This window comes from Neisseria sp. 19428wB4_WF04 (assembly GCF_015235335.1).
GTDB classification, from domain to species: domain Bacteria; phylum Pseudomonadota; class Gammaproteobacteria; order Burkholderiales; family Neisseriaceae; genus Neisseria; species Neisseria musculi.
Genome location: NZ_JADGLG010000196.1, coordinates 1 through 391 on the forward strand (window position 1 = coordinate 1; position 391 = coordinate 391).

1 protein-coding gene is annotated in these 391 nt (G+C 67.5%); it reads right to left on the bottom strand.

Annotated elements, in window-relative coordinates; all coding sequences use genetic code 11:
* Positions 1–219, bottom strand: a 219-nt coding sequence (locus tag IR141_RS14300) for a heavy-metal-associated domain-containing protein (protein WP_368665561.1), incomplete at its 3' end; no start/stop codon positions are given.
* Between the last annotated feature and the right edge of the window lie 172 nt (positions 220–391).

A 391-nucleotide genomic window follows, 5' to 3' on the forward strand; every position in this document is an offset into this window, starting at 1 on the left:
GGCCAGCGCCTCGCGGGGGCGGTCGCTGTCCACCACGACGCGGCCGGTGGGCAGGTCGACCTGCACGGTGGCGTCGGTGTCGACCTGGCGGACGGCGTGCACGACGGCGCGCTCGCAGTGGCCGCAGGTCATGCCCTGGACTTGGAAGCTGTGTTGCATGGCGGGCTCCTTTTCAGACAAATGCCGGTGATGGGATGTCGGGATCATGAACCCTGACATGGTGGCAGAGTCAAGCGCCGGCCGTGCGATGCCAGGGCCTTGACCTTGCCATGATGTCAGGGGTTAACGTGCCGGCATGGCTGATTCATCTTCCTCCCCTTCCTTCTCTCACGACGGCCCGGCTGCCGCGCTGGCGGAGCGGTCGCTGGACCTGGGCATCGGCGGCATGACC